Genomic DNA, 3,429 nt, shown 5'->3' on the forward strand with positions numbered 1-3,429 from the left:
CAGAGTTATGAAAATACAGTCGCTCTTGCTTGTGCTTATATCTGGCTCAAATTATGAATGTTCAACACGCCCTAGTTACTATATCTATAATCAAAAAAATAAAGTGTAAATATCGCTTATAAAGTTAAATTTCTTTGTAATCAAGAAGCTAGAATCAAATAAATAATACGATATTAGAAAATAATTACAAGCTAAACACCCTTTCAACTCCTACCCACCTATTCGTACTAAGTAAGAAGTTCGATATATAACCTAATAGGAGAGCAATTATGTCCCTTTGCCTTAATATGATTGTAAAAGATGAAAGTCATATCATAGAAGATACACTAGAGAATATTTGCCACTACTTCCCGGTTACTTATTGGGTTATTTCTGATACTGGCTCTAGCGATAACACTATCACTATTATCAAAAATTTCTTTAAGAAAAAAGGTATAAAGGGTGAAATACATCAAGAATCTTGGAAAAATTTCAGTCATAATAGAAATGCCGCTTTATACGCATGTAGAGATAAGGCAGATTATATTTTAATTTTTGATGCCGATGATTCAGTACAAGGTAATCTTAATTTACCAGAACTAGAGAAAGATGCTTATTACTTTCAGATGTCAAATGAGTCAAACACTCTTAAGTATTACCGAAAGCTAATCGTGAAAAACAACGGTACATATAAGTGGTATGGGGTTTTGCATGAGTTCCTCAAAAGTGATGATGAAAAGACACGAGAGGAAGTTAATGGTGAATATTTTGTTATATCAGGCAGAAAAGGTAACCGAAGTTTAAATAAAAACAAGTATTCAGATGACGCTGAAATGCTAAAACAAGCCTATCTATCTGGAGAAGATGTTGATTTACTACCACGCTATGCTTTTTACTGTGCTCAATCTTATAGGGATGCAGGGTTGATTGATGAGGCTATTGAATGGTACAAAGAAAGAGTATTATTAGAAAACAAAGGGTGGAAAGACGAGGTATATTGTAGCTACAAGGAACTAGGCTTACTATTAGAAAAGAAAGGAAATTATAAAGATGCTCTATATTACTGGCGCTTAGGAGTAGAGCTAGACCCAATGAGAGCTGAATGCTGGTACCAATTATCTAGAAGATACAGTTGGAACAAAAGTACAGCCCTAGCATATGTTCATGCTAAACAAGCTAGCGAACTAAGTATGCCTGAAGGTAATCGATTGTTTGTAATAAAGAATATCTATCAATACTGGTCGTATTACGAGTGGTGTTTAAACGCTTATAAACTAGGTAAAATTGAAGAATCCTATCAAGCTTTTAAAAAGCTAACATTGCACTGCACTGAAGACTTAATAAATAGAGTAGCTCATCAAGTAAAAGATTATAAAGATTTAATTTTAAACGATAGCTTCGATAATATAAGACTGCTCACATTAAACTTGAATCGTCTTAACAATATAAAGCTTTTAGATGAAGCAATAAACGAATAATGTAGAACCCTTATAATACCAAACCCAACAATTAAAGTTGTGCCCAAGTACGAGTAGTTAAAGACCGGATCCTCTGTGGCTGTTTAAGCAAATTATTCCAAGCCAAGCAAGCGGCATCGACAATAGCCTCATAACTGTCATAACAACGATTAGATAACTCATTTTGCTTAAGGTACTGCCATACCCTCTCAGAGGGATTGAGCTCAGGTGAATAAGGCGGTAGTTTAAGCATAGTGACATTAGCCTGATTCAAGCTTGGTTGATGCCATAATGCGCCATCCATCACTACTACCGCATGACGTCCTTTTGGTACGGCTTTACTAATCTCTTGCATATGCAATAACATGGTGTGTTTATTAACGAAAGGCAGTACTAAGCCGACAGCCTTCTTTGTCGCTTACCAAAAGGCACCAAACAGATAAGCGGAATGAAACTGTTGCTGCTTGATCAGTCGAGGTCGCCCACCGCGGTAATGCCAAACTCTGGTCAATGAGCCTTGTTGTCCTATTCGAGTTTCATCTTGAAACCAGATGTCCACTTGATCTAGGCTCACATCAGTAGGCAGTGACGCCTTAACCTGTGCTATAAAGTTTTTTTAAAAGCGTCTTGAGCTTGTGGGTCGGCTTTTGGATGCTGACTACGAGCACTTATCCAACTCATATCAATACGCTTGAGTAGCTCGTAGATACCGTTAACGGTGTAGTGAGCGTTGTAGTGTTCTTTAGCCAATTGCTGAATGTCTTTGCCGGTTAGACGACCGCCAGCGCGCTTTTCTTGTTCAGAGACTATCATGGCTTTAAAAGCGGCAGTGTCTGCTTCTGCCAATTTGCTGCGACGACCTCGACGATGACGATCGTAGAGACTTTCAAGTCCTCGTTCATAATATCGCTTCAATGTCCGTCTGGCAGTTTCAGGATGTATGCAGAGGTCTTTGGCAATATCGTTGGTGGCTTTGCCTATACTATATTGGTATAAGATGAGCAGGCGTAGGCGGGCTCTGGGGTTACTCTCAGTCTTTGAGTGTTTGCCAAAGTCATGGTCTTCTAGGTTATGTATTGGTATAGTCATCAGTAGATTATACTATATATTTTGGGTTTGGTATAATATTAAAAATAGAAAAAACGAAGCAATTATAAAAAGGGCGTGATAGTGAACCGCCCCGACTATATCGGAGACTTGATTGCTTGAGTCAGGCAGCTTTGTCTGACTCAATAAAACTATCATAGTATCGTCTCTCAAACTCAAAAGGCGACACATAACCAATCGTACTATGAATGCGAGTTTTGTTAAACCAATCGACCCATTCAAGGGTTGCTAATTCAACATCACACGCATCCCGCCACTGCGGTTTTAAATATTCAATCACCTCCGTTTTATAAAGCCCGTTAACCGTTTCAGCCAACGCATTATCGTATGAATCACCGGTTGTACCAACAGATGCAATAACGCCAGAATCAGCCATCTTATCAGTATAGCGAATGGATAAGTACTGAACGCCGCGATCACTATGATGAATGACATCTTTAGGATGGTTTCTGTCTGCAATGGCTTGGTTTAGTGCTGCCATCACCATATCAGTGTTCATTCGATCTGATACTTTCCAGCCAACGATAGCGCGAGCAAACACATCAATGATAAAGGCGGTATAGACCCAACCACTCAATGTCTTTATATAGGTAAAATCAGCAACCCATAGTTGGTTAGGGCGATGGGCATTAAAATTACGATTAATCAGGTCATCAGCACGCTTTTGATCGTCACGAGACTTAGTCGTTATCTTACCTTTACCTCGCCAAACACCCTGCATGCCATGCTGCCGCATTAACCGCTCTACAGTGCAGCGTGCAGGATGTATACCCTCTGCTTTCAACTGTTTCCAGACTTTACGAGTACCATAACGGCATTTGCTGTCCTTCCAAATACGTTTAATCTCATTAAGATAGAAGTCATCATGCTGACTACGCTGTGAACG

The 3,429-nt window shown here is 39.0% G+C and carries 5 protein-coding genes; 1 reads left to right on the forward strand and 4 read right to left on the reverse strand.

Going from position 1 to position 3,429, the window contains the following annotated elements; all coding sequences use genetic code 11:
- The first annotated feature begins 269 nt into the window (after positions 1 to 269).
- Positions 270 to 1,457, forward strand: a complete 1,188-nt coding sequence (locus FOR85_RS12435) for a glycosyltransferase (protein WP_190295557.1) — start codon at positions 270 to 272, stop codon at positions 1,455 to 1,457.
- Between the two features lie 31 nt (positions 1,458 to 1,488).
- On the opposite strand, the gene FOR85_RS12440 is transcribed toward FOR85_RS12435, so the two are convergent.
- The 4 genes from FOR85_RS12440 to FOR85_RS12450 form a co-directional block, all read right to left on the reverse strand.
- Complete coding sequence (locus FOR85_RS12440) at positions 1,489 to 1,827, reverse strand: transposase (protein WP_223808640.1); 339 nt, start codon at positions 1,825 to 1,827, stop codon at positions 1,489 to 1,491.
- Positions 1,828 to 1,854: 27 nt separating this feature from the next.
- Entirely contained in the window at positions 1,855 to 2,010 is a 156-nt protein-coding gene (locus FOR85_RS12670) for a hypothetical protein (protein WP_156508462.1), read from the reverse strand.
- Positions 2,011 to 2,039: 29 nt separating this feature from the next.
- Positions 2,040 to 2,525 carry a winged helix-turn-helix domain-containing protein gene (locus FOR85_RS12445; RefSeq protein WP_144298166.1) on the reverse strand — a complete coding sequence of 162 codons (486 nt, stop codon included), beginning with the start codon at positions 2,523 to 2,525 and terminating at the stop codon, positions 2,040 to 2,042.
- 121 nt (positions 2,526 to 2,646) lie between these two features.
- On the reverse strand, positions 2,647 to 3,429 hold a 783-nt coding region (locus FOR85_RS12450), incomplete at its 5' end, for an IS3 family transposase (RefSeq protein WP_144298167.1).

Origin of the sequence: Psychrobacter sp. YGAH215, from assembly GCF_007280595.1 — a bacterium.
Lineage (GTDB): Bacteria > Pseudomonadota > Gammaproteobacteria > Pseudomonadales > Moraxellaceae > Psychrobacter > Psychrobacter faecalis.

Coding starts and splice junctions, on each gene's coding strand:
- FOR85_RS12445 (WP_144298166.1), bottom strand. CDS start 2,525: ATGACTATACCAATACATAACCTAGAAGACCATGACTTTGGCAAACAC.
- FOR85_RS12435 (WP_190295557.1), top strand. CDS start 270: ATGTCCCTTTGCCTTAATATGATTGTAAAAGATGAAAGTCATATCATA.